Origin of the sequence: Mycobacterium innocens (genome assembly GCF_900566055.1) — a bacterium.
Classification (GTDB): Bacteria; Actinomycetota; Actinomycetes; order Mycobacteriales; family Mycobacteriaceae; genus Mycobacterium; species Mycobacterium innocens.
Window position 1 is genome coordinate 23807 of sequence record NZ_UPHQ01000025.1, and the last position, 26665, is coordinate 50471.

The 26665-nt window shown below is 67.4% G+C and carries 29 protein-coding genes and 1 pseudogene; 17 read left to right on the forward strand and 13 right to left on the reverse strand.

The window, feature by feature from the left end:
- The first annotated feature begins 1 nt into the window (after position 1).
- From hemB to EET03_RS02895, 3 genes are read left to right on the forward strand one after another with little or no spacing between them, the layout of a single operon-like run.
- Positions 2 to 982: a porphobilinogen synthase gene (hemB, locus tag EET03_RS02885; RefSeq protein ID WP_082274703.1), complete on the forward strand. Its 981-nt coding sequence runs from the start codon at positions 2 to 4 to the stop codon at positions 980 to 982.
- A gap of 11 nt (positions 983 to 993) precedes the next feature.
- Positions 994 to 1533, forward strand: a complete 540-nt coding sequence (locus tag EET03_RS02890; RefSeq protein WP_075543192.1) for a DUF3093 domain-containing protein — start codon at positions 994 to 996, stop codon at positions 1531 to 1533.
- Positions 1530 to 1814, forward strand: coding sequence for a hypothetical protein (locus EET03_RS02895; RefSeq protein WP_075543193.1), 285 nt, complete (start codon positions 1530 to 1532; stop codon positions 1812 to 1814). Before EET03_RS02890 ends, EET03_RS02895 begins: the two co-directional genes overlap by 4 nt.
- Here the strand turns inward: EET03_RS02895 and EET03_RS02900 are convergent.
- On the reverse strand, positions 1811 to 2260 hold the full coding sequence (locus tag EET03_RS02900; RefSeq protein ID WP_075543194.1) for an STAS domain-containing protein: 450 nt from the start codon (positions 2258 to 2260) through the stop codon (positions 1811 to 1813). The two genes, EET03_RS02895 and EET03_RS02900, sit on opposite strands and share 4 nt — an antisense overlap.
- 457 nt (positions 2261 to 2717) lie before the next feature.
- Between EET03_RS02900 and EET03_RS02905 the strand changes: the two genes are divergently transcribed.
- On the forward strand, positions 2718 to 3935 hold the full coding sequence (locus EET03_RS02905; RefSeq protein ID WP_425271495.1) for an acyltransferase family protein: 1218 nt from the start codon (positions 2718 to 2720) through the stop codon (positions 3933 to 3935).
- A gap of 92 nt (positions 3936 to 4027) precedes the next feature.
- The gene (locus EET03_RS02910) at positions 4028 to 4687 is read left to right on the forward strand and encodes an Rv0518 family GDSL lipase (RefSeq protein WP_099193940.1); all 660 of its coding nucleotides are present in this window, start codon (positions 4028 to 4030) and stop codon (positions 4685 to 4687) included.
- A 263-nt stretch (positions 4688 to 4950) separates the two neighbouring features.
- On the opposite strand, the gene EET03_RS02915 is transcribed toward EET03_RS02910, so the two are convergent.
- Together EET03_RS02915 and EET03_RS02920 are read right to left on the reverse strand one after the other, a co-directional pair.
- A complete protein-coding gene (locus EET03_RS02915) occupies positions 4951 to 7146 on the reverse strand; it encodes an acyltransferase family protein (protein ID WP_082274704.1) in 2196 nt (731 codons plus the stop codon).
- Between the two features lie 10 nt (positions 7147 to 7156).
- Complete coding sequence (locus EET03_RS02920) at positions 7157 to 8068, reverse strand: alpha/beta hydrolase (RefSeq protein ID WP_063471367.1); 912 nt, start codon at positions 8066 to 8068, stop codon at positions 7157 to 7159.
- A gap of 271 nt (positions 8069 to 8339) precedes the next feature.
- Between EET03_RS02920 and EET03_RS02925 the strand changes: the two genes are divergently transcribed.
- Positions 8340 to 9482 (forward strand): LLM class flavin-dependent oxidoreductase, encoded by a 1143-nt coding sequence (locus EET03_RS02925; RefSeq protein WP_099193941.1) that lies wholly within the window; start codon positions 8340 to 8342, stop codon positions 9480 to 9482.
- Between the two features lie 134 nt (positions 9483 to 9616).
- On the opposite strand, the gene EET03_RS30665 is transcribed toward EET03_RS02925, so the two are convergent.
- Positions 9617 to 9868, reverse strand: coding sequence for a hypothetical protein (locus EET03_RS30665; protein WP_136625635.1), 252 nt, complete (start codon positions 9866 to 9868; stop codon positions 9617 to 9619).
- On the opposite strand from EET03_RS30665, the gene EET03_RS31100 reads away from it, so the two are divergent.
- From EET03_RS31100 to EET03_RS02935, 3 genes and pseudogenes are all read left to right on the forward strand, one after another.
- Positions 9836 to 10051 carry a class I SAM-dependent methyltransferase gene (locus EET03_RS31100; RefSeq protein ID WP_321182591.1) on the forward strand — a complete coding sequence of 72 codons (216 nt, stop codon included), beginning with the start codon at positions 9836 to 9838 and terminating at the stop codon, positions 10049 to 10051. The genes EET03_RS30665 and EET03_RS31100 overlap by 33 nt on opposite strands.
- 85 nt (positions 10052 to 10136) lie before the next feature.
- Positions 10137 to 10439 carry a hypothetical protein gene (locus tag EET03_RS31105; RefSeq protein ID WP_244232215.1) on the forward strand — a complete coding sequence of 101 codons (303 nt, stop codon included), beginning with the start codon at positions 10137 to 10139 and terminating at the stop codon, positions 10437 to 10439.
- A 207-nt stretch (positions 10440 to 10646) separates the two neighbouring features.
- Positions 10647 to 11072, forward strand: a pseudogene (locus EET03_RS02935) (universal stress protein); the annotation flags it as partial.
- Between the two features lie 26 nt (positions 11073 to 11098).
- On the opposite strand, the gene tnpB reads toward EET03_RS02935, so the two are convergent.
- Both tnpB and EET03_RS02945 read right to left on the reverse strand, forming a co-directional pair.
- A complete protein-coding gene (gene tnpB, locus EET03_RS02940) occupies positions 11099 to 12478 on the reverse strand; it encodes an IS607 family element RNA-guided endonuclease TnpB (protein ID WP_075543198.1) in 1380 nt (459 codons plus the stop codon).
- Between the two features lies 1 nt (position 12479).
- Entirely contained in the window at positions 12480 to 13064 is a 585-nt protein-coding gene (locus EET03_RS02945) for an IS607 family transposase (RefSeq protein ID WP_075543199.1), read from the reverse strand.
- Between the two features lie 295 nt (positions 13065 to 13359).
- Here EET03_RS02945 and EET03_RS31110 point away from each other — a divergent pair, with 295 nt between their 5' ends.
- From EET03_RS31110 to EET03_RS02980, 7 genes are all read left to right on the forward strand, one after another.
- Positions 13360 to 13581 carry a universal stress protein gene (locus tag EET03_RS31110; protein WP_244232217.1) on the forward strand — a complete coding sequence of 74 codons (222 nt, stop codon included), beginning with the start codon at positions 13360 to 13362 and terminating at the stop codon, positions 13579 to 13581.
- Positions 13582 to 13671: 90 nt separating this feature from the next.
- Positions 13672 to 16080 (forward strand): HAD-IC family P-type ATPase, encoded by a 2409-nt coding sequence (locus tag EET03_RS02955; RefSeq protein WP_099193942.1) that lies wholly within the window; start codon positions 13672 to 13674, stop codon positions 16078 to 16080.
- Positions 16081 to 16102: 22 nt separating this feature from the next.
- Complete coding sequence (locus EET03_RS02960) at positions 16103 to 17530, forward strand: amino acid permease (protein ID WP_099193943.1); 1428 nt, start codon at positions 16103 to 16105, stop codon at positions 17528 to 17530.
- Positions 17531 to 17541: 11 nt separating this feature from the next.
- A complete protein-coding gene (locus EET03_RS02965) occupies positions 17542 to 18450 on the forward strand; it encodes an Rv1678 family membrane protein (RefSeq protein WP_075543212.1) in 909 nt (302 codons plus the stop codon).
- Positions 18450 to 19571, forward strand: coding sequence for an Rv1679 family acyl-CoA dehydrogenase (gene fadE16, locus EET03_RS02970; RefSeq protein WP_075543202.1), 1122 nt, complete (start codon positions 18450 to 18452; stop codon positions 19569 to 19571). The genes EET03_RS02965 and fadE16 overlap by 1 nt, the downstream gene beginning before the upstream one ends.
- An 8-nt stretch (positions 19572 to 19579) precedes the next feature.
- Positions 19580 to 20404, forward strand: coding sequence for an Rv1680 family SBP-like protein (locus EET03_RS02975; RefSeq protein WP_063471022.1), 825 nt, complete (start codon positions 19580 to 19582; stop codon positions 20402 to 20404).
- A complete protein-coding gene (locus EET03_RS02980; RefSeq protein ID WP_099194314.1) occupies positions 20401 to 21396 on the forward strand; it encodes an Rv1681 family radical SAM protein in 996 nt (331 codons plus the stop codon). Before EET03_RS02975 ends, EET03_RS02980 begins: the two co-directional genes overlap by 4 nt.
- 21 nt (positions 21397 to 21417) lie before the next feature.
- Here the strand turns inward: EET03_RS02980 and EET03_RS02985 are convergent, their stop codons facing one another.
- Genes EET03_RS02985 through EET03_RS02995 form a run of 3 tightly spaced genes read right to left on the reverse strand, consistent with a single transcriptional unit; the run spans position 21418 to position 23950 of the window.
- Positions 21418 to 22365, reverse strand: a complete 948-nt coding sequence (locus EET03_RS02985; protein ID WP_075543204.1) for a ketopantoate reductase family protein — start codon at positions 22363 to 22365, stop codon at positions 21418 to 21420.
- 10 nt (positions 22366 to 22375) lie between these two features.
- Positions 22376 to 23545 carry an enolase C-terminal domain-like protein gene (locus EET03_RS02990; protein WP_075543205.1) on the reverse strand — a complete coding sequence of 390 codons (1170 nt, stop codon included), beginning with the start codon at positions 23543 to 23545 and terminating at the stop codon, positions 22376 to 22378.
- 9 nt (positions 23546 to 23554) lie between these two features.
- Positions 23555 to 23950, reverse strand: coding sequence for a nitroreductase family deazaflavin-dependent oxidoreductase (locus tag EET03_RS02995; protein ID WP_075543206.1), 396 nt, complete (start codon positions 23948 to 23950; stop codon positions 23555 to 23557).
- A 102-nt stretch (positions 23951 to 24052) separates the two neighbouring features.
- Between EET03_RS02995 and EET03_RS03000 the strand changes: the two genes are divergently transcribed.
- Positions 24053 to 24346 (forward strand): DUF427 domain-containing protein, encoded by a 294-nt coding sequence (locus tag EET03_RS03000; RefSeq protein WP_075543207.1) that lies wholly within the window; start codon positions 24053 to 24055, stop codon positions 24344 to 24346.
- Here EET03_RS03000 and EET03_RS03005 read toward each other — a convergent pair.
- From EET03_RS03005 to EET03_RS03020, 4 genes are all read right to left on the reverse strand, one after another.
- Positions 24343 to 24654, reverse strand: coding sequence for a glutaredoxin family protein (locus EET03_RS03005; RefSeq protein ID WP_075543208.1), 312 nt, complete (start codon positions 24652 to 24654; stop codon positions 24343 to 24345). The genes EET03_RS03000 and EET03_RS03005 overlap by 4 nt on opposite strands.
- 4 nt (positions 24655 to 24658) lie before the next feature.
- A complete protein-coding gene (locus EET03_RS03010; protein ID WP_082274706.1) occupies positions 24659 to 25228 on the reverse strand; it encodes a peroxiredoxin-like family protein in 570 nt (189 codons plus the stop codon).
- Positions 25229 to 25295: 67 nt separating this feature from the next.
- On the reverse strand, positions 25296 to 25787 hold the full coding sequence (locus EET03_RS03015; protein ID WP_075543209.1) for a YflT domain-containing protein: 492 nt from the start codon (positions 25785 to 25787) through the stop codon (positions 25296 to 25298).
- 302 nt (positions 25788 to 26089) lie between these two features.
- The gene (locus EET03_RS03020) at positions 26090 to 26410 is read right to left on the reverse strand and encodes a hypothetical protein (RefSeq protein WP_136625636.1); all 321 of its coding nucleotides are present in this window, start codon (positions 26408 to 26410) and stop codon (positions 26090 to 26092) included.
- Positions 26411 to 26665 lie beyond the last annotated feature (255 nt).

Consider the following 26665-nt stretch of genomic DNA (forward strand, 5'->3'; position numbering starts at 1 on the left):
CATGAGCTCCCAGCGGCAGCGGCCACGCCGGCTCCGCTCAACCCCCGCGATGCGTCGTTTGGTGGCGCAAACCTCCTTGGAGCCAAGGCATTTGGTGCTACCGATGTTCGTCGCCGACGGTATCGACGAACCGCGGCCCATCCGTTCTATGCCGGGTGTGGTGCAGCACACCCGTGATTCGGCGCGCAGCGCCGCCGCCGACGCGGTCGCCGCCGGAGTGGGCGGGCTGATGCTGTTCGGCGTACCCCAGGACGAGGCGAAGGACGCGATCGGTTCGGCTGGCACCGACCCGGATGGCGTCCTCAACGTCGCGCTTCGGGACCTGGCCAAGGACCTCGGCGACGCGACGGTGTTGATGGCCGACACCTGCTTGGACGAGTTCACCGACCACGGGCACTGCGGTGTCCTCGACGAGCGCGGCCGGGTCGATAACGACGCAACCGTGGCCCGCTACGTTGAATTGGCTGTGGCACAAGCAGCCTCGGGTGCCCACGTGGTCGGTCCGAGTGGGATGATGGACGGCCAGGTGGGCGCAATCCGCGACGGCCTGGACGCCGCCGGTTACACCGACGTGGTGATCCTGGCCTACGCCGCGAAGTTCGCCTCGGCGTTCTACGGCCCCTTCCGCGAGGCGGTGAGCTGCAGCCTGTCCGGCGACCGGCGCAGCTACCAGCAGGAGCCGGGCAACGCGCGGGAGGCGCTGCGCGAAATCGACTTGGATCTGCAGGAGGGCGCCGACATCGTGATGGTCAAACCGGCGATGGGGTACCTGGACATAGTGTCTGCGGCGGCCGCCAATTCGCCGGTGCCGGTGGCCGCCTACCAGGTCTCGGGGGAGTACGCGATGATTTGCGCGGCCGCGGCTCACAACTGGATCGACGAGCGGGCCGCCGCGCTGGAGTCGTTGACCAGCATCCGGCGCGCCGGGGCCGATATCGTGCTCACCTACTGGGCCGCCCATGCGGCGGGTTGGCTTTCGTGACGGAGGCTTCCATGACATCAGCGGGGGACACCAAATCCAAGCCATTGTTCTACGAACCCGGCGCCAGCTGGTATTGGCTGTTGGCCGGTCCGATCGCGGCGGTGTCGATGATTTTGATCGAAATGTCCGGCGGCGGCGGGGTTGGGCTGGTGACTCCGGCGATTTTCCTGGTGATGGTATCGGTGTTCGTGGCGGTGCAAGTGAAGGCGGCGCGCATCCACACCTCCGTGGAGCTCACCGAAGACGCGTTGCGGCAGGGCACCGAGACCATCCTGGTGTCCGAGATCGTGAAGGTGTTTCCCGAGCCGGAGAATTCGGAGGCATCGGGCAAGCCGTTGGCCAAGTGGCAGTCGGCGCGGGCGCTCGGCGAACTGGTCGGCGTGCCGCGGGGCCGGGTGGGCATCGGTCTGAAGCTCACCGGGGGCCGCACCGCCCAAGCCTGGGCGCGTCGGCATCGTCACCTGCGGGCTGCGCTGACTCCACTGGTCACCGAGCGCGTCGAGCCCGTCCAGGTGGACGTCGACGACGACGACACCGAGCCGACGCGATGACCGCCCGTCACCGGGCGGTGGCAGAGCTGGCCGTGGCCTTGGTCGCGGCGGTGGCCACCGCGGCAAGCTGGCTGCACACCCGCTCGACGGTGGCCGTCGGACCGGTTGCCGACGGGCAACCGGTCACCGTGTCGGTGGTCTATCACCCGCAGCTGTTGGTGCTGACGTTGTTGCTGGCGACGGTCGCCGGAATTCTCGCGGTGGTGGGGACGGTCAGGTTGCGGCGCAGCGTCCGGCCAGCTCCGATCAAGGGCCCCGTCGACACCTCCGCCGGCGACTAAGCCGTCTTCTTGATCAGCGGCAGGACCAGCTGACGGCGGCTGACGATGGCGTCGGCCAGGTCGCGAAGCGCCTCGTGGACGGAGCCGGTGAGCGGAAACGGTGCATCGGCGCGGTTGTCACCGAGCAGTTGGCGGACGGCCGGGCCTGCGACCAGTGACCACTGCACACCGGCGGCATGGCAGTTCTCGTCGAGCGTCTGCAACAGTGAGATGCCGGCCGCGGAGAAGTAGCTGACGCCGCTCAGGTCGAGGACCACCGGGTGATCCTCGAGGATGAATCGCCGAAGGTACTTGCTGACCTCATCGATATTGACGGCGTCGATGTCTCCAAGGATGGTCAGCACCGTCGCCAGGTGACGACAGTGCGCCCGAATCTGCGCTCCGGCGCAGTCGTAAGTCCAGTTTCCCCGTCCACCCGTCGGATCAGCGACGTCGGCGATAGTCATGAGTGGCCTCACTCCCGGTGGCAGTCTGTGCCCAACGCTAACCCGCAAACCTAAGGAGACCGAAAGCCGCGTCTAACTCTTTGCTAAGAGCGATTTTCGCGGCAGTTGCCGAGCCTCCAGCAACGTCGGTCGCAGCGGGGCGGCGATTTCCCACGGCAACCTCCCAGGATGCGCCGGTGCCGTCGGTACCGTCTCGCTGTTAGGCTGCCATGGCTGCCCATCGCCAGTCGGCGGGCTGGAGAACAGGCGGGTCGCCCGCTTCGCCGAAGCAGCAGGCGAACGCCCGACGACAATGCGCGCCACGTAGCGGGGTGGGACACCGGCGCCACCCGTCCGTCGAGGAGCTCGCGAGGCAGGGCCGCGCAATCAGATGACGAAACAGCAGAGTCCAGACGGAAAGAGCGTCGTGCGCACCGGAGACATCACCGGAGACATCACCGCAGACATCAGGGGTGAGATCCGCGGGGAGATCAAGTCGCTGACCGGACTTCGCATCATCGCAGCGGTGTGGGTCGTGCTGTTTCACTTCCGGCCGATGCTGGGCGATGCATCGCCGGATTTCCGTGATGCCCTCGCGCCGGTGCTCAACTGCGGTGCACAGGGCGTCGACCTGTTCTTTATTCTCAGTGGCTTTGTGCTGACCTGGAACTACCTCGACCGCATGGGCCGGTCCTGGTCGGCCCGCGCCACCGTGCATTTCCTGTGGTTGCGGCTGGCCCGGGTGTGGCCGGTCTACCTGGTCACCTTGCACCTGGCCGCACTGCTGGTGATCTTGAGCCTGCACGTCGGGCATGTGCCGCTGCCGGAAGTGAGAGATCTCACCGCCATCAGCTACCTGCGGCAGATCCTGTTGGTGCAGTTGTGGTTTCAGCCGTTCTTCGACGGGTCCAGTTGGGACGGTCCGGCCTGGTCGATCAGCGCCGAATGGCTGGCCTACCTGCTGTTCGGTGTGCTCATCCTGGTGATCTTGCGAATGGAGCGCGTTACCCGCGCCCGCAGCCTGATGCTGCTGGCTTTCGCCGCGTCGTTGCCGCCGGTGCTGCTGTTGCTGGCCAGCGGCCAGTTCTACACGCCGTGGAGTTGGCTGCCGCGCATCGTCACACAGTTCATCGCCGGCGCGCTGGCCTGTGCCGCGGTGCGCCGGTTGCGGCTGTCCGATCGTGCGCGCCGCGTGGCCGGATACCTTTCCCTGCTGCTGATCGCGGTCATGGTGGCCGTCATGTACTGGTTGGATGCGCATCCCATCACCGGAGTCGTGGACAGCGGCGGCGTGGTCGACATGCTGTTCGTTCCGCTGGTGATCGCGCTGGCGGTCGGCCTGGGCAGCCTGCCGGGACTGCTGTCGACGCGGCTGATGGTTTACGGCGGGCAAATCTCATTTTGCCTGTACATGGTGCACGAGCTGGTGCACACCGGGTGGGGCTGGGCCGTTCTTCAATTCGATCTGACGCCGCGGGACAACCCGTGGAAATGGAACATCATCGGCCTGCTCGCGATCGCCGTGGGTGCCTCGATCTTGATTTATCACTTCGTCGAGGAGCCCGCGCGCCGCTGGATGCGCAAGATGGTAGATGTAAGAGCAGTGCCCCGGAAAAGCGAATCCGCTGAGTCGACGAGCGCCACGCTTCATCCGATCGACGGTGCGCGGGAAGCGGTTTCGGCCCGCGCGGTGTGACGGTTGCAGCGCGTCGACGGCGATTTCGCCTGGATTCCTCGTACGATGACGACGCCGTATCCCAGCGGAGGTTGGTAGTGAGTCGGGTGGCCATGTTCATCATTGGTCTGACTCTGATGGCCGGCGCAACCCCGGCAACCCCCGGCTACCGCCCGCTGACCATGGATTTCCGGCTCACCCACCTCGCGGTGATCGGTGATTCCTATACCGCCGGCACCGACGAGGGAGGCCTGGGCTCCACGTCGTGGACGGCGCACGCCTGGCAGGCGCTGGCTCGGTCCGGAGAGCGGATTGCCGCCGATGTGGCAGCCGAGGGCCGAGCCGGTTACGGGATGCCCGGTGACCATGGCAGCGTCTTCGAGGATCTGACCGCCAGGGCCGTCAAGCCCGACGATGTGCTGGTGGTGTTCTTCGGCTCCCGCAACGACGAGGGCGTCGAGCCGCAACTGCTGGCCGAAAAGGCCGGCGCGACTTTCGATCTGGCGCGCCGCTTGGCGCCGTCCGCGAGGTTGCTGGTGATTGGGCCGCCGTGGCCCACCGCCGAGGTGCCCGACTCGGTGCTGCAGATTCGCGACGTGCTCAACGCCGCGGCGCACGCCGCGGGAGCAGCATTCGTCGATCCGATCGGCGACGGCTGGTTCGTGGACAGGCCCGAGTTGATCGGCGCTGACGGCGTGCACCCCACCGATGCCGGGCATCAATATCTGGCAGACAAGATCGCACCGCTCATTCGCGCGCAGTTGCTTCGATGAGCGGACTGATTTTCGTCCAAACCTTCAGCCGCACACGGTGTTAAATGTCGCCGTTCAGTCTTCTGCGTGCCTTTCGTAGTCCCAACGCTCAAGGCGCGCTTGCAATTGCACGAGACCGAGCCCGGCGACTGGCATGAGCGCCGTCACAAATATCACCATCAACGGACTCATCTCGAAACCTCCACGACCCTTTCAGTGATAACACGTTCTGCGTGGTTATGTGGTTCATTCGCAAAGAAATTCATCCGTGTCGTAATCCAACTTCACCCTTCGGCCAGGGCGCGATCGGCCAGCGCGCCGATAACCGGTGTCAGCAGCTGCGAGTACTCGGTCGTCACGTGGTTGTCGTCGCGGAACACCAGGGTGTTGCCCACGATCACCGGGCATCGCTCGGTGCTGCAGAACAGGTCGGTCAGATCCGCATAGTGGCCGCCGGCGGCTGCGGTGGCCGCCTGCTCGGCGGCGATGCCGTCGCCGTTGGCGGCCACCGACCGAAGGGGCGCGCAGCCGCGTGCGTCGTCCAAGTGGGCGGAAAGGCACGTCGGCACCGAAGACTGCGGATCGGCGGCCGGGCCCAGCACCAGCACCGCCGAACCGTTGCTGCGCAGCTGGGCCACCGTCCGGAACAGCGCATCGATCCAGGCCGGGTCGTAGGACGCGAAGCTGAAGTCCGCGTGGTAGCGGCGGCTCATGCCCAGCACCACCAGGCGCGGCCGCTCGGCCCGCAGCCGGTCGAGCATCTCGGCGCGCCATTGTTCGCACTCGGTGTACCTGCGGCCCAGGTACGGGCTGACGATCGGCAGGTCCAGCAGCGGGCAGGTCACTTTGGCCAACGTCTCCAGCCGCCAGTGCCGCTGCTCGGCGGCCTGCTGCAGAGCCGGGTCCCACATGGCGGCATGCGAGTCGCCGACCAGCGCGATGGTCGTCGCCGACGCGGTGTCGGCCGAAGCGCACTCGCGCTGACCGACGTCACGCCAGGACCGCAGGCAGCCGTTGACGAAGACGGGGGCCTTGTCGCCGGGCGCCGCCGCCAGCGGCGGGTTCAGATTCGACGGCACCGCCCGCAGGTCCGCGGCGGCTGCGACGGCGTCGCGAACCCGGGCGAAGAGACTCCGGATTGCCGCCTCCTGCGGGCTCGGGGCTGTCGCGGTCGCGGCCGCCGACGGTAGCGCGGCGATCTTGGCCTCGGACGCGGCCGCTCCGTGGCCGGCCGGCACCGGTATCGCGGTCAGCAGTACCGCGGATGCGCACGCCGCGACGCCGCTGGCCGCACCGGCCAGCGCCAGGCTCGCCTTGGCGGATCGGCGCAACGCCGCGGCGAACCGGCCCGGATTTTCGATCAGATGCAGCGTGATCACCGCGAGCCCGGCCGAGACGATGGTGGCCGCCAGCCTGGCCGGCAGTCCGGGGGAATCGCCGAGCAGCGGCGGCATCAGGAGCAGCACCGGCCAATGCCAGAGGTACCACGAGTACGACACCCGCCCGATCGCCCGCATGGCCGGGCGGCACAGCACGCGACCGACTCCCATCGCGCCGGTGACGCAACCGCTGCCGATCACCAGCGCGGTGCCCAGCACCGGCAGCAGCGCCGCGGTGCCGGGGTAGGGAGTTCCCGGGCCCAGCTGGGTGCAGGTCAGCAGGATCAGCGCCAGACCGCCCCAGCCGACGACTGCCGCGGGCGCCAGCGGCAGCCGCCGCCAATGACCGATCGAGAGGGCCACCAACCCGCCGACGGCCAGCTCCCAGGCGCGGGTGGGCAGCGAGAAGAACGCCCACGACGGCGACGTGCGGGTCCAGATCGCCGTCGCTGCCAGCGACGCCGCCGCCACCAAACCCAGGGCGACGGCATACGGCATGGCCCGCGACCCGGTGCCGCGACCGAAACGTCGGACCAGCCACCCGGTACCGATGATCAGCGCCGGCCACACCAGGTAGAACTGTTCCTCGACGCCCAGTGACCAGTAGTGCTGGAAGGGCGACGGCGGCTGGTCGGCGGACAGGTAATCGGTGCCCTGCCCGGCGAACCGGTAGTTGCCGACATACAACGCGCTGGCAATGCCGTCGACGAAGACCCGCCGCGCTTGCAGGGGTGGCAGCAGAGCGGCGGCGCCGATCGCGGTGGCCACGCCGACGGTAGCCGCGGCGGGCAGCAGCCGGCGCGCCCGCGCACCGTAGAAGCGGCCCAGCCCGACGGTGCGGGTGGTGGTCACCTCGCGCCACAGCAAGCCGGTGATGAGGAAGCCGGAGATGACGAAGAAGACGTCCACGCCGATGTAGCCGCCGACAACGCCCGGTATGCCGGCGTGGTAGAGCACGACGGCAACCACCGCGACCGCGCGCAAACCCTCGATGTCCGGGCGGAAACCGATCCCCCGACGGGGTCGCACTCCTGGACGCAGCGGGCCCGCGGGGTCTGCTGGGTTTGCTGGGTTTGCTGGGATTTCCGGGGGGAGTGTCATCGGGCTCGCTTCAGGACGCCATCCAGGCCAGCTCGCCGGGCAGTTGTCCGCGCCAATAGTCCGTGTCATGCCCGCCGGCGGAGAAGCTGCCCGCCGGGGCCGTTTTCAGTTGGCTGACGAACTGCCGCGCGGCGAAGTAGAACCGATCGCCGATGCCGCAGTCCACCCGCAACGGAATCTGGTTCAGCGCCGGCAGACCGATGACACTGTGGGCCACCCAGTCGTCGTAGCTGTCGAACGCGCCCGGTGCGCTGCCGGTGAACGAGGTGTACAAGGCCGGGCTGATCGCGCAGATTCCGGCCGTCCGCGCCGGGCCCAGCCGAGCACCCAGCAGCAGCGCGCCGTATCCACCCATGGACCATCCCAGGAATCCCACCCGGGTGGTGTCCATCCCCATCGAGGCCAGCAGCGGCAGCAGCTCGTCGAGCACCATCGCGCCGGAGTCGGTGCCGGATGCCCTGCGGTGCCAGTAGGTGTTGCCGCCGTCGACACCGACCACCGCGAACGGCGGCTTGCCCGCCTTGACCAGTTGGGCCAGCCCCTCTTCGACGCCGAGGTCGAGCATCATGCCGGCGTTGCCGTCCTTGCCGTGCAGGGCGATGACCGGCCGCAATAACCTGGTCTGGCCCGGCGGCAGGGCGATCACCCAGTTCGTCTGGATACCGCCGCGGGCTGCCGAGATGAATGAGCCGGACAGCTTGGTCGGCAAGCTGCTGCCGGCTGCCGGGGGCTCGAAGGGGGCGGGCGCCCGCGGTGGCGCCGCCTGGGGTTTGAGCGGATCCAGCAGGGCGCTCAGAGCCCACACACCAGCGGCTCCTGCGCTGGCTCCGGCGCCCATCCGCAGTACCGCGCGACGGGTCAGGTCAGCCACGGGGCCATAATGCCGCCCCGACAGGGTTTTTCCCGCCGAGCCACGCCGCATCGGTGGCCCAATCGTGACGCTGGGCCGGGGCTGCGTGGATTCCAGGGGTCCGCACGCGGCAAATGCACACTCTTGCACCACCCGTCGCTCGGATTGGGGAGGTTTTCGCCCTTGGGCGGCGGTGGTGTGGCCTCAATCATGGAAAGCACGCGGTCGGGCATCGGAGATGACCAGGGCAGGTCAAAGTCAGCTCAAAGTCAGCGACCCGCGCGCGGCTCGGCGTTGTTGGGCACGATCGGCCGTTGACCTTGGTAGCAGAAAGAGGACCCGGATGAGCCTGGCTTTTCATTGGTTTCTGCCGACGTACGGCGATTCACGCAATCTGGTTGCGGGTGGGCACGGTACCGCGATGCGTGGTGACCGGCCCGCGACGCTGAAGTACCTGCACCAGATCTGCGCGGCCGCCGAAACCAACGGTTTCGAGGCGGTGCTCACCCCCACCGGGTTGTGGTGCGAGGACGCCTGGCTGACGACGGCGATGCTGGTCGAGCGCACCGAGACGCTGAAGTTTCTGGTCGCCCTGCGTCCCGGCCTGACCAGTCCCACCCTGGCCGCCCAGATGGCCGGCACCTTCCAACGGCAGTCCGGCGGCCGGCTGCTGCTCAACGTCGTCACCGGCGGTGAACCGCACGAGCAGCGCGCCTACGGGGACTTCTTGGACAAACAGTCGCGGTATGCCCGCACCGGCGAGTTCCTGCAGGTGGTGCGGCAACTGTGGACGTCGAGTGAGCCGGTGACCTTCACCGGCGATCACATCCGTGTCGAAGGCGCAGCGCTGAACAACCGGCCCGACCCGGCTCCCGCGGTGTTCTTCGGCGGATCGTCCGGCTCTGCCGGGCCGGTCGCGGCGAAGTATTCCGACGTCTACCTCACCTGGGGCGAGCCGCTCGGCGCGGTCGGCGACAAAGTGGACTGGATTGGCGGGCTGGCGGCCGAGCACGGCCGAACTCTGCAGTACGGCTTACGGATTCACGTGATCAGCCGGGACACCTCCGCGCAGGCGTGGGCCGAGGCCGAACGGCTGCTCGACGGTATCGACCCGGCAGATGTCGCCAGGATGCAGGCCAACCTGGCGCGCAGCGAGTCGGAGGGCCAGCGCCGCATGGTCGAGCTGCGCGGCGACAACAACGACCGACTGGTGATCGCGCCCAACCTGTGGGCCGGGGTCGGCCTGGTGCGCGGCGGGGCGGGCACCGCGCTGGTCGGGTCGCACGACGAGGTCGCCGACCGGCTGGCCGAGTATGCGCAGGTGGGCATCACCCACTTCGTCCTGTCGGGATATCCGCACCTGGAAGAGGCCTACTGGTTCGGTGAAGGCGTGCTGCCGCTGCTCGAGCGCAGGGGTCTGTGGGCGCGGCCCAACGGTCAGTCGCCACCGGCCCCGGTGCCGTTGGCGGTTGTCTCGGCGCATTAGCCTGTCACCGATTACCCTGCCCGCCAGGATATTTGGCGGGCCAACCGGCACGCGGGCAGCGTGCTGACCCCGCGACCGGCAGCGCATCCTCACACCACCTTATTGTAGACGATTACGTTCCTTACGTAGGTCGGCTATGGTGGGATCTTAGTGAACGACATCGTATACAAAGCGGACGTGCGTTCCCCCGTCGACAAGGAGGCGAGAATCCCATGACAACCGAGGCCAACGTTGCCGGTTTCGAGCCGTTGTACGGCGATGCGGAACTGACCGACTGACTGATCCCGTGGGACATCGGCGGCCCGCAGCCGGTCGTCGAGCAACTGGTCGCCTTTGGCGGCATCCGCGGCGAGGTGCTCGACCCGGGCACGGGTCCCGGCTACCATGCGATTCACTGTGCATCACAAGGGTTTTCGGTGACCGGGATTGACGGGTCGCCCTCGGCCATCGAGCGGGCCAGGCGCAACGCGGAACGCGCCGGCGTCACGGTCGACTTCCAGGTGGCCGATGCCACCCGCCTGGACGGCTTCGAGGGCCGGTTCGACACCGTGGTGGACAGCGCTTTCTAGCACGTCTTCCTGGGCGACGAAGCCATCCAGACGCGCTACGCGCAGGCGCTGCACCGGGCCACCAAACCCGGGGCACGTGCTCTACATGTTCGAATTCAGCCCGCACAATGTCAACGGCATCCAGTGGGCCGGCATACCGGCGGACAACTTCGACCGGGCGCTCGGCGCAGGCGGGTGGCGGGTGGATTACCTGGGCGCCACCACCTATCAGGCGCGCTTCCTGCCGCAGACCTTCGACGCGATGACCAAAGTGGTCTCGACGAGTCAAGACGAGATGCTCGAGCGCATGCGACCGCTCATGCAACAGCTGAACGTGCTGCAGCCGCTGTTGCAGGACCACCGGGTACACCTTCCGGTGTGGGCCGTGGTGGCCACCCGCCTGGACTGAGGCGACCGCCCGCCTGGGCTGAGGCCGTCGCGTTGGTAGCCAAACCCTCATGAGTCCAACGGTTTTCGTGTCACCGCCGGCTAGGACAAGGTGCGCCGACGGCCGCTGCGTGACCGACGTGTGACCGGCGACCACGCGATTAGGGACCAACGCCTCCTGACGCCGGGGCCGAGGTTTGCCTAACGTCCGTGATGAGGTGGTGCACCGGTGCCGGTGGATGCGATTGTGGGATACGACGGTTCGCCGGGGGCGAGTGCCGCGATAGCTGCCGGTGCATTGTTGTTTCCCGGAGCGCACGGATGGATTACCTATCTGTGGGTTCCGCCGTTCGCGAGTGACAAGGTGCGCCGGCGGCTGCGCCCCATGGCTCGTGATGCGAACGAGCTGGCTGAAATGGTCGAGCGCGAGGGTGAGTGCGAGGCCCAGCGAATAGTCGGGATGGGGGTGACGCTGGCTCGCGCCGCCGGGTGGCATGCCGAGCCGCTGCTGAAGCGGACCTGGGGTCCGGAGGGGCTGCGAATAGCGCAAGCGGTCGACGATGTGCAGGCGGACCTGGTGGTTGTCGGGGCTCGCGGGCTCGGAGGGACCCAAGCGGTGCTGGGCAGCGTGTCCGACATGGTGCTGCATTACTGCCGTTGCAAGTGAGTGATCTTTAGTGGTCACGCGACTTGCACCCCGTCTCGGGGTTGTTCGGCAGCCGTGCGGCTGCGTCCCTTCCGCGCTTCGCAGCCACCCGCCGGGCGTGGCCCGGTCTTACGGTCGGCTCCACGCTTGACGGCGGCCCCAACTGGGCCGACGACGCTAATGGTGTTCTCGTAGCGTGCGAGGTTGATCGCGGCGTTGTCATCACGTTGGTGGATGACCGAGCAGCTGCCGCATTGCCATTTTTCGTCCCACCCGATGTCTTGCACATGCCCGCAGGCGTGGCAGGTTTTCGACGAAGGGAACCAGCGGTCGGCGACCACCAGTTCTGACCCGTACCAGCCTGTCTTGTAAGACAAATGCCGGCGCGGAGCGCCCAGAGCCGAATCTGACAATCCGCGCCGTCTGGCGCGGGCGCCCGGAAGGCCCTTTTGCCGCAGCATCCCTGCCGCGTCCAGTCCTTCGACAACGATGCGGCCGTGGGTTTTAGCCAATCGTGTTGTCAGGACGTGCAGATGATGCGTTCGGACATCATTGACCCGGCGATGCAGCCGGGACAGTTCAGTGGTGCGCTCACGATATTGGCGTGAGCCTTTCGTGCAGCGCGAGCGGGCACGGGAAACATGCCGCAACTCGCGCAGCGCCGCGGCCAGCGGTTGCGGGTTGGCCACCTGCTCGATCACGACGCCATCAGCGTCGGCGACGGTGGCCAGACGCCGCACACCCACATCGACACCGACGCGGGAGTCAGGCAGCCAGACGTTAGGCCGGATAGGGCGTTGGACAAGCGCTCGCACGCTCGCATCCAACCGAGTACCGTTACGCCGCACGCTGATCGCCAACACCCGCGCTCGGCCTTTGGTGATGAGCCGTTCGATACGGCGGGTGTTCTCGTGGGTACGAACGGTCCCAATGACCGGCAGCGTCAGGTGCCGGCGATCAGGCTCGACGCGCATCGCCCCAGTTGTGAACGTCACGCGGTCCTGGTCACGGCCCTTCTTCCGAAACTTCGGGAACCCAACCCGCTTACCCGCCCTGGCTCCCGCACGGGACTGCTGCCAGTTCCAGTACGCATCGACCGCACCATCGATACCGTCGGCGTAGACCTCTTTCGAGCACTCCGGCCACCACACCGCGCCGGTCTCAGCGTTGACGCACACCTCGTTCTTGACGGTGTTCCAACGCTTCCGCAGCACCCGCAGCGACGGTTTCGCCGTCTCGACACCGGTCTCACGCCACGTCTGGATATCAGCTTTCAGCACGGCGACGGTCCAGTTGTAGGCCTTGCGGCGAGCGCCGAAATGGCGCGCCAACGCGCGGGCCTGGTCCTCGGTCGGATCCAGGGTGAACCGGAACGCCTGCACACACCATCCGTCTGGAACCTCGAAACGCGCCATCTCAGGCCGCCTCCGCGTCGCCCGTAGCTGCGGCAGCAAGAGCACGCTTGGCCCGGTTCTGCGCAGCGCGTTTGCCGTAGAGCCGAGCGCACATCGACGTCAAAATCTCGGTCATATCGCGCACGAGGTCATCGTCGACCTCAGCCGAGTCGACCACCACCAGCGCACGGCCCTGGGCGGCCAGTGCGGCTTCAACATACTCAGAGCCGAACCGGCAGAACCGATCCCGGTGCTCCACCACGATCCGCGTCACCGCCGGATCGCACAGCAGTGCGAGAAACTTTCGGCGGTGCCCGTTCAACGCGGACCCGACTTCGGTGACAACCTTGTCGACCGGCAGCTGCCGGGTCGTGGCCCACGCGGTCACCCGGGCCACCTGTCGATCCAGATCGGATTTCTGGTCCGCTGAGGATACCCGCGCGTAAACCGCAGTCCGCCTGCGCCGTGATGTCTCGGCTGCCGCATCGTTCACGAGAATGAGCCGACCTACTCGTTGTGCCGGAACCGGCAACAGCCCGGCTCGAAACCAGCGATACGCAGTCACCCGCGCAACGCCGTTGCGCTCAGCCCACGCCGCCAGATTCATACACCTGTTCCTACAGCACACCACTGACAACTACCGACCACTCAGACCGCAACAGCTGGCAGCCCCCGGCCGGTGGTCGTGGTGCCGCATCCGATGCTGTCAGCCGAGTACGAAGCGCTCGCCGACGGGCCGATCCTCGTCGGCTGGGACGGCTCGAAGTGGTGCCGCTACGGCGTTGGCGGCGGCCAAGCGGCTGTGCCCGCAGCGAGATGTGTTGCTGATATCAGTCGGCGATGGCCCAGCGCCCGCACCGCCGGTCGATTCCTCGGGAGCGGCCGCCGCAGACGTTCTCCGGTTGACCGTCAACCGCGGTCACGGTTTCCGCGCTCGTGCCGTCTCGGAGAAACTGGTGGCGGCCACCGACGACCACGATGCGGCTCCGGTGGTGGTCGGCTCCCAGGGACGTTCCGGCGCGCGGGACGTGGTGCTGGGCAGCGTAGCCGTGGGAACCGTGCACCATTCCCATCGACCGGTGATGGTCGTCCCGGGCGGGTGGGAGGTCGTCTCCGGATCATGATCGGCCGGCCTGGGCCGTCGGCGGTTCCGCGGCCGGCGTCGGCAATGTGAAACGAACAAGTGGTTGGTCAGTGCGCAAGGGGTGAGGTGAGTGCCGGAATCCACGGCTCATCACGGTCTGTCAGCGCACGAAGTGGTGCTGCTACTGGAGACCGATCCGCACCGCGGACTGTCCGGCGGCGAAGCGGCGGAGCGATTAGAACGCTTCGGACCCAACACCTTGCCGGTGGCTGCGCGGGGCGGCTTGTTGGTGCGCATTCTGCGGCAGTTTCACCATCCGCTCATCTACGTCCTGCTCGCCGCGGGGCTGATTACCGCGGGACTGCGGGAATACGTCGATTCCGCGGTGATCTTCGGCGTCGTTGTCGTCAACGCCATCGTGGGTTTCATCCAAGAATCCAAGGCCGAGGCCGCGCTGGAGGGGTTGCGGTCGATGGTGCGCACCCAAGCCAAGGTGGTTCGTGGCGGCCACGAGCACACCGTGCCGTCGGAGGACCTGGTTCCCGGGGACCTGGTGCTGCTGGAGAGCGGCGACAAAGTGCCCGCCGACCTGCGGCTGGTGCGGGTAACCGAACTGCACGTCAACGAATCAGCGCTCACCGGAGAGTCGGTGCCGGTCCATAAGGACGCGGTCGCACTACCGGAGGCCACTCCGGTCGCGGATCGCTGCAATATGGTCTACTCCGGCACCCTGGTGACCGCGGGGCACGGCGCCGGCATCGCCGTCGCGACCGGCGCCGAAACGGAACTGGGTGAAATTCATCGGCTGGTCGGTGCCGCGGAAACCCTGATGACGCCGCTGACCGCGAAGCTCGCCTGGTTCAGCAAGGTCCTGACTATCGCCATCCTCGCGCTGGCGGCGGCCACCTTCGCCGCGGGATTGCTGCGCCGGCAGGATGCCGTCGAAACCTTCACCGCCGCGATCGCTCTCGCGGTCGGGGCCATCCCCGAAGGCCTGCCGGCCGCCGTCACCATCACGCTGGCTATCGGTGTGGCCCGAATGGCCAAGCGCCGCGCGGTGATTCGCCGGCTGCCGGCGGTGGAGACGCTGGGCAGCACCACCGTCATCTGCAGCGACAAGACCGGAACGATGACCGAGAACCAGATGACCGTCCAGATGATCTGGACCCCCGACGGCATGGTCGAGATGACCGGAACGGGCTATGCGCCCGACGGTGTCCTGCAGGATCGCGACGGCGCCCCTGTGTCGATCGATGCCCATGCGGCACTGCGCTGGTCACTGATCGCCGGTGCGCGCTGCAACGACGCGGCACTCAGCCACGACGATGGGCGCTGGAGTGTTATCGGTGACCCGACCGAGGGCGCGATGCTGGTTGTTGCGGCCAAGGCTGGTCCTCCCCGGGCCGCCGCGTCATCCGCCGTGGCGGCCTGTCACACCGCCGGTATCGCGGTCAAGATGATCACCGGTGACCATGCCGGTACCGCCACCGCGATCGCGGCCAAGGTCGGATTGCTCGACGACGAGGAACCGACGGCAGGCGCGGTGCTCACCGGTGCTGAGTTGGCTGCCCTGAGCAGCGACGAGTATCCCGACGCCGTGGACCGGGCCAAGCTGTTCGCCAGGGTCTCGCCGGAGCAGAAGCTGCGGCTGGTGCAGGCGTTACAGGCCAGGGGGCACGTGGTCGCCATGACCGGCGACGGCGTCAACGACGCACCGGCCTTGCGGCAGGCCAACATCGGCGTCGCGATGGGCCTCGGCGGCACCGAGGTCGCCAAGGACGCCGCCGACATGGTGTTGGCCGACGACGACTTCGCCACCATCGAGGCCGCGGTCGAAGAGGGCCGCGAGGTCTTCGACAATCTGACGAAGTTCATCACCTGGACACTGCCCACCAACATCGGTGAGGGACTGGTGATCCTGGTTGCGATCGCAGTCGGCGCCACGCTGCCGATACTGCCGACCCAGATTCTGTGGATCAACATGACCACCGCGGTCGCGCTCGGCCTCATGCTCGCCTTCGAGCCCAAGGAAGCCGGCATCATGGCGCGTCCGCCGCGCGATCCCGACCAGCCGCTGCTGACCCGCGGGCTGGTGGCCCGGATTCTGCTCGTCGCCACCATGCTGGTCGCCACCGCCTGGTGGCTGTTCGAATGGGAAATCGGCAAAGGCGCCAGCGTCGAAGCAGCCCGGACCGCGGCGCTGAACCTCTTTGTGGTGGTTGAGGCCTTTTACCTGTTCAGCTGCCGGTCGCTGACCCATTCGGCCTTCCGGATCGGCGTCTTCTCCAACCGCTGGATCATCGTGGGCGTGACCGTGCAGGCCGTCGCTCAACTTGCCATCACCTATCTACCCGCGATGAACACGGTGTTCGGTACGGCACCGATCGGTGCGCCCGCCTGGATACGGATCTTCGCCTTCGCCACGGGTGTCACCCTCGTCGTGGCCGTCGACAAGTTGTTGCGGAGAGGCCGCTGCGCGCACCGCTCATCAGACGACGATCGCTCACGAGACGTCCAGCCAACTGGCGGTGGTCGCTGACAACTACTGCTAGCGTCCGGTAATGCGGCAGACGCAGAACCGAGCGCACCGCGGGGCTCGCACGAACATCGAGAGCGGGCCGGCCCGCCCGGCTGCGAGTACGACTGCCCAACTGCGCCAAGGACTGTCGCAGCGTCAGCTCAACATGATCGCCATCGGCGGGGTGATCGGCGCCGGCTTGTTCGTCGGCTCCGGCGTGGTGATCCAGGCGACCGGGCCCGCGGCGTTCCTGACCTACGCCATGTGCGGAGTGCTGATCGTGCTGGTGATGCGGATGCTCGGGGAGATGGCCACCGCGAACCCGTCCACCGGATCGTTCGCCGACTACGCGGCCACCGCCCTGGGGGGCTGGGCCGGGTTTTCGGTGGGCTGGCTGTATTGGTACTTCTGGGTGATCGTCGTCGGTTTCGAGGCAGTGGCCGGCGGCAAAGTCCTCAACTACTGGTTTCCTGCGCCGCTGTGGCTGTTGTCGCTATGCCTGATGGTGCTGATGACCGCGACCAACCTGTTCTCGGTGTCGTCCTTCGGGGAGTTCGAATTCTGGTTCGCCGGAATCAAAGTCGCGACCATCGTGATCTTCCTCGGGGTCGGCACCGCGTTCGTGCTCGGCTTCCTGCCGGGCCACGGCATGGATTTCGCCAACCTCAGCGCGCATGGCGGGTTTTTTCCCAAGGGCATCGGCGCCGTTTTCGCGGCCATCGTAGTGGTGATCTTCTCCATGGTCGGCGCCGAGATGGTCACCATCGCCGCGGCCGAAAGCCGGGATCCACAGCGCGCGATACAACGGGCGACCAACTCGGTGGTGGCGCGGATCGCGATCTTCTTCGTCGGCTCGGTATTCCTGGTGGTCGTCATCATGCCTTGGGACTCAGTGGAACTCGGCGCCTCGCCGTATGTCGCGGCGCTCAAGCACCTCGGTCTTCCCGGCGCGGACCAGATCATGAATGCGGTGGTGCTCACCGCGGTGCTGTCCTGCCTCAACTCCGGCCTGTATACCGCGTCGCGGATGCTGTTCGTGCTTGCCGACCGGCGCGAGGCGCCGGCATTTCTGGTCAGGGTCAGCCGGCGCGGGGTACCGCACATCGCCATCCTGTGCTCGTCGGCGGTGGGGTTCGGTTGCGTCGTCATGGCGTGGCTCGCGCCCGGCACGGTGTTCCTCTTCCTGCTCAACTCCTCAGGCGCGGTGATCTTGTTCGTCTACCTGCTCATCGCGCTGTCGCAGATTGTGCTGCGCCGCCGCACACCCGCCGAGAAGCTGAAGGTGAAGATGTGGTTCTTCCCGGCGCTGTCGATTCTCACGGTCGCCGGAATCATCGCGGTGCTGGTGCAAATGGCGTTCGACCGCAACGCGCGCACCCAGCTGTGGCTCAGCCTGCTGTCCTGGTTGGTGGTGGTCGCGGTGTACGTCGTCGCCAGGGTGGCGACGCGCAGGCCCTTGCGCCGCGTGTGATACTGCAACGCATGAGGACGGCCGGGGTGCGTCGCGGAACGGAACTGATGTTTTCACCCGGGGCGCCGCCGGAGACCGGTGGTCTGATAGCTCTGGCCGGTCTGCGGCTACTGGCCGGGTTGATCTGGCTCTACAACGTGGTCTGGAAACTGCCACCGGATTTCGGGCAGCGCAGCAACAGCGGGTTGTACCACTTCACCCACCTGGCGATCGAACACCCGGTGTTCAAACCGTTCAGCTGGGCCGTCGAGCACCTGGTGCTGCCGTACTTCACCGCCTTCGGTTGGGCGGTGCTGGTCGCCGAGTCCGCGCTGGCGGTGCTCCTGCTGACCGGGACGGCGGTGCGGCTGGCCGCCCTGATCGGCATCGGACAGTCACTGGCGATCGGCCTCTCGGTCGCCGAGTCGCCCGGGGAATGGCCGTGGGCCTACGCGATGCTGCTCGGCATCCACGTCGTCCTGCTCTTCGTGGCGTCGACCCGGTACGCCGCCGTCGACGCCGTGCGCGCCGCGACCTCGCCATCGGCAGCGCGGCCGCTAGCGCGACAGCTGCTCACCGGGTGGGCAATCGCGCTCGGCCTGATCGGCCTGATCGCGGTGTGGTGCGGTCTTGCCGGTAGTTGGCCCGCCTACGTCGGCATACGACCGCTGGAATTCTCACTCGGCCAATACAACCTGCGTGGAGCCGTGGTACTGATCGCGGTTGCGCTGGCGATGCTGGCAGCGGCTAGGGTCGGCCAGCGCTTGATCGCGATCGCGGCCGCCGCGGTAGCAGCGCTGGCCGCGGCCTCCATCTACGTCCAGGTAGCCGGGAATTCGGTGTGGCTCGGTGGAACCAACACCACCGCAGTGGTTTTCGTCTGTGCGGCGGTGGTGAGTCTGGCAACCGGACCGAGAATCGGACGGACGAAAGGGGCGTGATGACCGCGCCGGGGGTTGTGCCGCAAGTCGTTGCCGTCGCCGCGGAGCATGCCGAGCGAGTGGACGCCGACTGTTCCTTTCCGGTGGAATCGGTGGATGCCCTGCGGGCCAGCGGCCTCCTTGGTCTGGTGCTACCGGCAGATGTCGGTGGAATGGCCGCCAGCCCAAGGGAATTCACTCAGGTAGTGGCGCAACTGTCGGCTGCCTGCGGATCGACCGCCATGATCTATCTGATGCATGTGGCCGCGGCCGTCGCCGTCGCCGCCGCGCCCTCGCCCGGCCTGCCGGATCTGTTGGCGGACATGGCCTCCGGCAAAAAGCTCGGCACGTTGGCGTTCAGCGAGAAGGGCTCTCGTTCGCACTTCTGGGCGCCGGTGTCCGCCTCGACGGCCGACGGGGACGACATCGTCGTGCAGGCCGACAAAAGCTGGGTGACTTCGGCGGGGTTCGCCGACGTCTACGTCGTCTCCACCGGTTCGGTCAGCGGCGTCGCCGGAGACGTTGATCTCTACGCGGTTCCGGCGGACACACCGGGCCTGCGGGTGACCGGCACCTTCACCGGGATGGGCCTGCGCGGCAATGCCTCGGCGCCGATGTCGGTCGACATTCGCGTCCCCGCCTCCTATCGCGTGGGCCCGCAGGGCGGCGGGTTCACCATGATGATGGAAACGGTCCTGCCGTGGTTCAACCTCGGAAATGCCGCCGTGTCACTGGGTTTGGCTACCGCCGCCACCAGCGCCGCGGTCAAGCACGTCACCAGCGCCCGGCTGGAACACCTCGGTGGCAGCCTGGCCGAGCTGCCGACGATCCGCGCCCAGATCGCCCGGATGGGTACTGGGCTCGCGGCGCAGGAGGCGTATCTGGCGCAGGTAGCCGACCGGGTGAGTTCACCCGACGACACCACGCTGACACATGTGCTGGGAGTCAAAGCGTCGGTCAACGACGCCGCGCTGACCATCACCGAGTCGGCGATGCGGGTGTGTGGCGGCGCCGCGTTCTCCAAGCATCTGCCCATCGAACGGGCTTTCCGCGACGCTCGCGCCGGGGCGGTGATGGCACCGACCGCCGACGCACTGTACGACTTCTACGGCCGGGCCGTCACCGGGCTGCCGCTGTTCTAGGGAGGGATATGTCAGCCGAACCGCTGGTTGTCGGGGCAGTGGCATACACGCCCAATGTGATCCCGATCTGGGAGGGCATCCGGAGCTATTTCCAGGACGCCGAAAGCCCGGACGGACAAATGGATTTCGTGCTCTACTCCAACTACGGGCGGCTGGTCGACTCGCTGATCGCCGGCCACATCGACATCGCCTGGAACACCAACCTGGCCTACGTGCGAACCGTGCTGCAAACGGGCGGGCACTGCACCGCGCTGGCCCAGCGAGACACCGACGTGGACTACACCACCGTCTTCGTGGCGCGCGCCGGCGGTGGACTGCATGGCGCCGGCGCTATTGCCGGAAAACGTCTTGCGCTCGGGTCCGCCGACTCCGCACACGCGGCGATCCTGCCGCTCTATTACCTACGGCGCGCCGGCATCCCCGAGACGGACCTGCACGTCATCCGATTCAACACCGACATCGGCAAACACGGCGACACCGGCCGCAGCGAACTGGACGCGGTCGACGCCGTGCTGGCAGGGGAGGCCGACGTGGCGGCCATCGGCAGCTCGACGTGGGCGGCGATGGGTGCTGCGGAGCTGATGGGAGAATCGCTGGCCGAAGTATGGCGCACCGACGGCTACTGCCATTGCATGTTCACCGCCTTGGACACCCTGCCCGCCGAGCGGTACCAACCATGGCTGGACCGGTTGCTGGCGATGAGCTGGGATAACCCCGAGCATCGAAAGATATTGGAACTCGAGGGATTACGACGCTGGGTGCCGCCGCATCTGGACGGATACCAGCCGTTGTTCGAGGCCGTCGAGCAGCAGGGCATCGACCCACGATGGTGATTCTGGACTTGATGCGCCAGGTGGGCGGGCTTGCGCAGGGCGCCACCGTCGAGGTTGCCGTCAGCAGTCACCGCGACCGAGAGCTTGCCGAAAAGTGGTGCGCCAGAACCGGAAACACGTTGGTTCGCGCGGACTTGGACGAGGCGGGAGTCGGTGCCGTGGTGGTGCGGCGCGGTCATCCGCCGGATCCCGCCGAGGTGCTGGGCGCCGACCGGCTGCCCGGGGTCCGGTTGTGGCTCTATACCAACTTTCACTGCAATCTGTCCTGCGACTACTGCTGTGTCTCGTCGTCACCGCAGGCTGCGCACCGCGAACTCGGAGCAGGGCGAATTGGCCGCATTGTCGGTGAAGCCGCGCGCTGGGGGGTGCGGGAATTGTTCCTCACCGGCGGTGAGCCGTTCCTGCTGCCCGACATCGCCACGATCATCTCGGCCTGTGTCCAGACGCTGCCCACCACCGTCCTCACCAACGGGATGGTGTTCAAAGGCCGGGCGCGCCGGGCCCTGGAATCCCTGCCCAGGGATGGGCTCGCCTTGCAGATCAGCCTGGACTCGGCGACGCCGGAGCTGCACGACTCGCACCGCGGCGCCGGGACGTGGCAAAAGGCGGTCGCTGGAATCCGTTTCGCGTTATCGCTGGGCTTCCGGGTACGGGTGGCCGCGACGGTCGCCGCCCCCGCACCCGGCGAACTGGCCGCATTTCACGAGTTCCTCGACGCACTCGGCATCGCGGGGGAGGATCAGCTGGTGCGGCCGATCGCCTTGGAAGGCGTTGCGTCCGAGGGTTTGTCGCTGCGCCGCGAATCGCTGGTTCCGGAGGTGACCGTCACCGCCGACGGCGTGTATTGGCATCCGGTGACCGCCACCGACGAGCGGGCCCTGGTGTCGCGGACCATCGAACCACTGACCCCGGCACTGGAAGCGGTAAGCCGGCTGTTCACCGAGCAGTGGGCGCAGGCGGCCGAGGCGGCCGCGCTGTTCCCGTGCGCGTAGCGCCGGACGCTACGTAGCGAATCAGTCACCGCCCCACTGCCTTTCCACCGACTTGGCCACCGCCGTCAAGGTCGCATTCACCGGTGCCGGCACCCCGACGCGGGCGCCGTAGCGCGGGACCGCACCGTTGATGACGTCGATCTCGCTGATCCGGCGCGCTTCGTGGTCCAGCAGCGCCGACGGCTTCGCGTCGGGCATCGCGGCGCCGAAGGACCGGACATGGGTGACGGGGTCGGTGACCGCCACCGCGATACCCGATGCCCGCGCCACCTCCCACGCCTCGGTCGCGGCCGCGCCGCTGACCGGGCCCATCTCCGGGTCGTCCATCACTCCCCCGCAAGCGGGTGGTACCCCCTGGCCAACCGTCATCCCGGTCAATGCGCAGGGCGCGCTGTAGGCCACATTGCAGATCAGCTTCTCCCACTGCATGGCGGCGATGTCGGTGACCGCGGCGGCATCGAAGCCGGCTTCGGTCCAGACCCGCGCGATCGACTCGACCGTCGCAAACGGCAGCGACGCATAAGCCCCGAACCGCATTGCCCGCATGGCGTTGTGGCGCACGTGCCCGGGCGCGATCCGCGCCGCGCCGAAGCCGCTGGCGATCCCGACCGCGACCCGCCGGTTTCCGACGATGCCGGCGACGGTCTCGGCCGACCCCAGACCGTTCTGGATGGTCAGCACCGGAGTACCGGCGCCCAGCATCGGAAGTGCCTGCTGCGCAGCAGTTCTCACGTCGGCGGCCTTGACGGCCAGCACGACCAGGTCCATCGCCTCGGCGGGCGCCGTGGTGGCGGCGCGCAGCGGCACCAGCTGCTCATAGCCGGGCCCGGTGACCCGCAGCCCGTGCCGGGTGATCTGCTCGACGCCGGCCTGCTGCCGATCGATGACCACGACGTCGTTGCCCCCGGCGGCCAGCTTGGCAGCGTAGATGGAACCCATTGCGCCACCACCTATTATCGCGATTTTCATCGGGGTGCTCCTAGGCTGTCAGCTCGGTGATCAGCTCGGCCACCAGTTCGGCCAACCCGGATTTCTGCTCGAGCCCGAAGCCCGACGCGTCCGTCGGCGAGATCCGGCCCTCGGTTACCGCGCACCCGTCGGGATATCCGCCAAAGGGCTGGAACACTCCCGGGTAGGACTCGCAGCCGCCCAGGCCCAGGGCCGCCGCGATGTGCAGGTTGATCAGGTGGCCGCCGTGCGGGAAGGCGAACCGGCGATCGAATCCGTGCGTCTCGATCACGTCGAGCATCCGCGCATACTCGCCCAGCCCGTAGCTCAGACCGGCATCCATCTGGAAAACGTCGCGGCCCGGCCGCATGCCGCCGTAGCGGAGCAGGTTGGTCACATCGGGCGCCGAGAACAGGTTTTCACCGGTGGCTACCGCGCCGTCGTAGCAGCCGGTCACCTCGCGGTTGAGGTCGAAATCGAGTGGATCACCGGGCTCTTCGTACCAGCGCAGGCCGTACGGCGCCAGCGCCGTGGCCCATTGCGTCGCGGCGGACCGGTCGAACCGGCCGTTCGCGTCGACCGCGACGTGTTCGGCGCCGACGACGTCGATCACCGCCTCGATGCGGGCGAGGTCGTCGGCCAACGCGGCGCCGCCGATCTTCATCTTGACCGCCGCGTAGCCCTGATCGAGATAGCCGCGCATCTCGTCGCGCAACTCGGCCAGGCCGAGCCCCGGGTGGTAGTAGCCGCCGGCGGCATACACCGCGACCGCGCGCGCCGGTCTTCGCCCGAAGCGACGTGCGATGGTCGCGTAGGCGGGTTCGTCGTCGAGTTTGGCGTTGAGGTCCCAGCACGCCAGTTCCAGGGCGGCGGCCGCGGCCGCCCGATCACCGTGCCCGCCGGGTTTCTCGTCGGCCAAGGCGCATGCCAAGACAGCGGCCGGGTCTATCCGTCCGGATCGATCCAACAGGGCGTCCGGCGCCGCGGACAGGACCCGAGGGATCATCCGGTCGCGCAGGATCCCGCTCTGGGCGAATCGCCCGATCGAGTCGAAAGCCACCCCGGCCACCGGTTTTCCGTCGCGGACGACGTCGCTGACCAGTGCCACCAGCGAGACCGTGTGCTGTGCGAAGTTGACGACCGCGTTGGCAGGGCTGCCGTGTAGTGCGACCGGTCGCTCGCCGATCGCGGTGACCCGCATCGCCCGGTCTCAGGAGGTCCGGGTAAACAGCACCGCGCTCTCGAACGGCAGCCGCGCGAAAATCGGCCGCCAGCCGGCAGTGACCTGCGCCGCCGCCTCGGCCATGCTCACCACCCGCGGATCGGTGATACCGAAAGTCTTGGCGCGCCGCCGCATTCGCCCGCCACCGGCCGCCCTGAGGTTCTTCAGCCAGTCGCGGTCCGGCCCATAGGTCAGCACAACCGCCACCCCGGGTTTGCCGTCGACGGTGGCTTCGAAGGCGTTGACCGGGGTGCGGTACGGCTTGCCCGATCGTCGCCCGACATGCTCGATGGTCGCGAACGGAGGTAGCCAACCGGCCCACATCCGCTGAATGGGGTTGGTGACATGGCGGTTGAACCGGGCGAGCCGTTGCGGAAATTGCATGCCACTATCCAACTCATTTCCGGGGCCACATCTCAAGGCGGGCAATCGGCCGCGCCGGCCCCGGAAACCGTGCACTATCGAAGCCGACAGGGAGGTGGGCGAATGATTCGCGCCGTGTGGAACGGGACCGTGCTCGCAGAAGTGCCGCAGACCGTCAAAGTGGAGGGCAATCACTACTTCCCGCCGGAATCGGTGCACCGCGAGTATCTGAGAGACAGCCCCACCACGTCGGTGTGCCCGTGGAAGGGGGTGGCCAACTACTACACCGTCGTGGTGGACGGCCAGACCAATCCCGATGCCGCCTGGTATTACCCGGACCCCAGCCCGCGGGCCAGTGACCTCAAGAACCACGTGGCGTTCTGGCGGGGCGTGAGCATCGAGGGCGAGCCGGGCTAACGGCTTGGACCGCGGAAGATGGTCCGCCAACGGGAGGACGCGGCCGCCTGGTCGAGAAGCCCCGGAGCCCGGCTGCGGACCGCGTCGACGACCTGATCGGCCGTCGGGTTGACCATGGCGATATCGCCGACGACGACGGTGGGCACGGTCTCGTTGCCGTCGGCGATCGAGCGGACCACCGCTGCCGCGTCGGGATCGGTCCAGATGTTCACCTCCCGGGTGGGCAGCCGGCGCCGCCGTAGCGCCCTGCGCAGCCGCCAACAGAACGGGCAGCCCGGACGCCAGTAGACCACCACTTCGCTGGCCATGCCGTTACCCCAGCGACCGATCGATACTCAGCAGCTCGTCGACCGACCACTGGTCGTCGGCGTGACGCCCGTAATGCACCGCGACCAGGCTGCCATCCGGATCGATGAGGAAGTCCGCGGGCAGCCCCAAATGCGTTGTGCCGTCGGTAGATCCGACGCCGGCGTAGGCCGGGTCGCGGCGGTGCCGCAGCGCGGCGCGGTAGCCGCGGACAGCTGCTGACCAGGCGCGCAAACTGGCCAGAGAGCGCCAGCTCCGTTCCACCCCGAACCGGCGGTAGTGCACCTTATCGGGGTCGGCGACCACGGCGAACGGCAGCACGGTCTGATATCCGCGCAGCGCGTCGGCCGGCGAGTGAAAGAACACCACTTCGGTGATACCGGCGTCGGTGAGCTGCTCGTGGCGGTCGGCGAAGCTGTGCAGATGCAGACTGCAGATCGGGCACCCGGCAAACCGGCGAAACTGCAGATGGGTACGCCCGCGGGGCACCGGCACCGACACGGACGAGCCGGTGATGGTTTCCAGTTCGTGCGCGGGAATAGTCGCGCCCGTCGACAGTCTGCCGGGGTTCCTCATAGGGGTAGTACACCTTGCCCGCTCTGCTGTGCCAACTTCAGGCCAACTCCAGGCTTTCAGACCGACTTCAGCGAGCCGCGCTCTGCGCTGCCGGCAGAAAGTGGGCGGCGTGGTCGGCGTACTCGGCGGTGACATAGACGTGGTAACGGCGCGCCAGCAGGGTCTGCTCGCTGGTGAAGTCTCGCTTTCCACCCGTCGACGCGTGTGCCGCGAAGCCGAAGATAGCGCCCCAGAGTGCGCCGAAGGCAATCGGCAGCAGGAGCACCCATACCCAAAGCCATAACGGGCCGACGGCAAAGAGCAAGAACAGCAGACCGATCAGCGCACCGATCCAGGCGCCACTGGCCGCACCCGCGAGCGCGGCCTTGCCCTTGGTCATGCGGCCGGTGACTTGTTCGACGCTGCGCAGGCCGTCGCCGACGATGCGCACGTGCTCGACGGGGAATCCGCCGTCGGACATGCGATCTACCAGCTCCTGAGCCGCGTCATATTTGTCAAACGATGCGACCAGCCGTTGCCCGGTGCTCGATGTCGTGCGTTCCCCGGCGTGCTCGGTCATGAGTCCTCATCCCTCTCGATATCCTTATCGATGCTTCAACTGTCTGCCGTCTCAGAGGGTTACCCCGTGCCGGGTGGTCGTATGCACGCTGCGCCGAATCCAACTGAAAGCGGTTGGCTGCCATCGTTTTTCAACCTCGGGCTACTGCCGGCTGGGACACGCCTCGATGGGCACCCGCATGGTCAGGTCGCCGTAGTTGTCGAATACGGTCGAACACCAGGGTCACATCCACCGACGTACCCGGTCTGGCGGATTCCCGCACGCCGTCCACGCTGACGGCGAACGGTTGGCCGGAAGCGCCCTTACCGACCTGTTCGATCGGCCCGGCGGCGATCGACGACTGCGGGGGGGATTTCCAGCGGCGCGGCGGGAGAGATGTGGACGGCCTCGGCCGCGTCGGTGGCGATCGCGAGCAGGCGTTCCGATTCGGTGCCGCGATTGTTGGTGGCCGTGAAAGCGAGCGCCGCGGCGTCACCCACCTGTATCGCACACGACCCCGGTTGAAAGCGCGGCACGATGTAGGCGTTCTGCACCGTCGTGTCCTTGGTGTGGGAGTTCGAGCCGCGGTTCGGCGAGTCGATCACCGGGTTGTCGCTGCCACAGCCGCCGGCCAGCACGGCCATCACCAGGCCCGCGGATGCCGCGCCCAGTCTGGTCGGGTTGCATACGCCCATCGGGCATGCTTTCCCCGCCCTCGGCGTGCTTAGCGCGGATTTCCGCGTAGCTGATTCGGGGCAATCTCCCGCGGCGGGCGCAGGCGGCTGACCTGGGGATTTGTGTGATCCAGGCGTGTTTACGCTCGGATCTGTTGCTCTGATATAGCTGCTACTTTGCGATTTGATCAGATCGTTATCGTGTCGTGATCTTCGGATTTCCTG

Coding starts and splice junctions, on each gene's coding strand:
- EET03_RS02920 (WP_063471367.1), bottom strand. CDS start 8,068: ATGCGGCGTGGCTCGGCGGGAAAAACCCTGTCGGGGCGGCATTATGGC.
- EET03_RS02965 (WP_075543212.1), top strand. CDS start 17,542: ATGAGGACGGCCGGGGTGCGTCGCGGAACGGAACTGATGTTTTCACCC.
- EET03_RS02985 (WP_075543204.1), bottom strand. CDS start 22,365: ATGAAAATCGCGATAATAGGTGGTGGCGCAATGGGTTCCATCTACGCT.
- EET03_RS02895 (WP_075543193.1), top strand. CDS start 1,530: ATGACCGCCCGTCACCGGGCGGTGGCAGAGCTGGCCGTGGCCTTGGTC.
- EET03_RS02890 (WP_075543192.1), top strand. CDS start 994: ATGACATCAGCGGGGGACACCAAATCCAAGCCATTGTTCTACGAACCC.
- EET03_RS30665 (WP_136625635.1), bottom strand. CDS start 9,868: ATGGTAGCCGGGACCCGTGCCCGGGTCGAGCACCTCGCCGCGGATGCC.
- fadE16 (WP_075543202.1), top strand. CDS start 18,450: ATGACCGCGCCGGGGGTTGTGCCGCAAGTCGTTGCCGTCGCCGCGGAG.
- EET03_RS02995 (WP_075543206.1), bottom strand. CDS start 23,950: ATGCAATTTCCGCAACGGCTCGCCCGGTTCAACCGCCATGTCACCAAC.
- EET03_RS03000 (WP_075543207.1), top strand. CDS start 24,053: ATGATTCGCGCCGTGTGGAACGGGACCGTGCTCGCAGAAGTGCCGCAG.
- EET03_RS02945 (WP_075543199.1), bottom strand. CDS start 13,064: ATGAATCTGGCGGCGTGGGCTGAGCGCAACGGCGTTGCGCGGGTGACT.
- EET03_RS02975 (WP_063471022.1), top strand. CDS start 19,580: ATGTCAGCCGAACCGCTGGTTGTCGGGGCAGTGGCATACACGCCCAAT.
- EET03_RS02925 (WP_099193941.1), top strand. CDS start 8,340: ATGAGCCTGGCTTTTCATTGGTTTCTGCCGACGTACGGCGATTCACGC.
- EET03_RS02910 (WP_099193940.1), top strand. CDS start 4,028: ATGTTCATCATTGGTCTGACTCTGATGGCCGGCGCAACCCCGGCAACC.
- EET03_RS02900 (WP_075543194.1), bottom strand. CDS start 2,260: ATGACTATCGCCGACGTCGCTGATCCGACGGGTGGACGGGGAAACTGG.
- EET03_RS03015 (WP_075543209.1), bottom strand. CDS start 25,787: ATGACCGAGCACGCCGGGGAACGCACGACATCGAGCACCGGGCAACGG.
- EET03_RS31105 (WP_244232215.1), top strand. CDS start 10,137: ATGTTCGAATTCAGCCCGCACAATGTCAACGGCATCCAGTGGGCCGGC.
- hemB (WP_082274703.1), top strand. CDS start 2: ATGAGCTCCCAGCGGCAGCGGCCACGCCGGCTCCGCTCAACCCCCGCG.
- EET03_RS02960 (WP_099193943.1), top strand. CDS start 16,103: ATGCGGCAGACGCAGAACCGAGCGCACCGCGGGGCTCGCACGAACATC.
- EET03_RS02990 (WP_075543205.1), bottom strand. CDS start 23,545: ATGCGGGTCACCGCGATCGGCGAGCGACCGGTCGCACTACACGGCAGC.
- EET03_RS02915 (WP_082274704.1), bottom strand. CDS start 7,146: ATGACACTCCCCCCGGAAATCCCAGCAAACCCAGCAAACCCAGCAGAC.
- tnpB (WP_075543198.1), bottom strand. CDS start 12,478: ATGGCGCGTTTCGAGGTTCCAGACGGATGGTGTGTGCAGGCGTTCCGG.
- EET03_RS03005 (WP_075543208.1), bottom strand. CDS start 24,654: ATGGCCAGCGAAGTGGTGGTCTACTGGCGTCCGGGCTGCCCGTTCTGT.
- EET03_RS03010 (WP_082274706.1), bottom strand. CDS start 25,228: ATGAGGAACCCCGGCAGACTGTCGACGGGCGCGACTATTCCCGCGCAC.
- EET03_RS03020 (WP_136625636.1), bottom strand. CDS start 26,410: ATGGCCGTGCTGGCCGGCGGCTGTGGCAGCGACAACCCGGTGATCGAC.